The 1,038-nt window shown below is 56.4% G+C and carries 1 rRNA gene; it reads left to right on the top strand.

Annotation, left to right across the window (positions count from 1 at the left end):
• A 23S ribosomal RNA gene (locus ACFY9I_RS42675) occupies window positions 1-1,038 on the top strand; the annotation flags it as partial.

Consider the following 1,038-nt stretch of genomic DNA (forward strand, 5'->3'; position numbering starts at 1 on the left):
GTGATTCCGGGAGTAGTGGCGAGCGAAACTGGATGAGGCCAAACCGTATGCGTGTGAGACCCGGCAGGGGTTGCGTATACGGGGTTGTGGGATCTCTCTTTCACAGTCTGCCGGCTGTGAGGCGAGTCAGAAACCGTATGGATAGGCGAAGGACATGCGAAAGGTCCGGCGTAGAGGGTAAGACCCCCGTAGCTGAAATCTGTACGGCTCGTTTGAGAGACACCCAAGTAGCACGGGGCCCGAGAAATCCCGTGTGAATCTGGCGGGACCACCCGCTAAGCCTAAATATTCCCTGGTGACCGATAGCGGATAGTACCGTGAGGGAATGGTGAAAAGTACCGCGGGAGCGGAGTGAAATAGTACCTGAAACCGTGTGCCTACAAGCCGTGGGAGCGTCGGAACAAGGTTTGCCTTGTTCTCGTGACTGCGTGCCTTTTGAAGAATGAGCCTGCGAGTTTGCGGTGTGTTGCGAGGTTAACCCGGGTGGGGTAGCCGTAGCGAAAGCGAGTCCGAACAGGGCGTTTCAGTAGCACGCTCAAGACCCGAAGCGGAGTGATCTAGCCATGGGCAGGTTGAAGCGGAGGTAAGACTTCGTGGAGGACCGAACCCACCAGGGTTGAAAACCTGGGGGATGACCTGTGGTTAGGGGTGAAAGGCCAATCAAACTCCGTGATAGCTGGTTCTCCCCGAAATGCATTTAGGTGCAGCGTCGTGTGTTTCTTGCCGGAGGTAGAGCACTGGATAGGCGATGGGCCCTACCGGGTTACTGACCTTAGCCAAACTCCGAATGCCGGTAAGTGAGAGCGCGGCAGTGAGACTGTGGGGGATAAGCTCCATGGTCGAGAGGGAAACAGCCCAGAGCATCGACTAAGGCCCCTAAGCGTACGCTAAGTGGGAAAGGATGTGGAGTCGCAGAGACAACCAGGAGGTTGGCTTAGAAGCAGCCACCCTTGAAAGAGTGCGTAATAGCTCACTGGTCTAGTGATTCCGCGCCGACAATGTAGCGGGGCTCAAGCGTACCGCCGAAGTCGTGTCATT

The organism is Streptomyces sp. NPDC012510 (assembly GCF_042955065.1).
Taxonomy (GTDB): domain Bacteria; phylum Actinomycetota; class Actinomycetes; order Streptomycetales; family Streptomycetaceae; genus Streptomyces.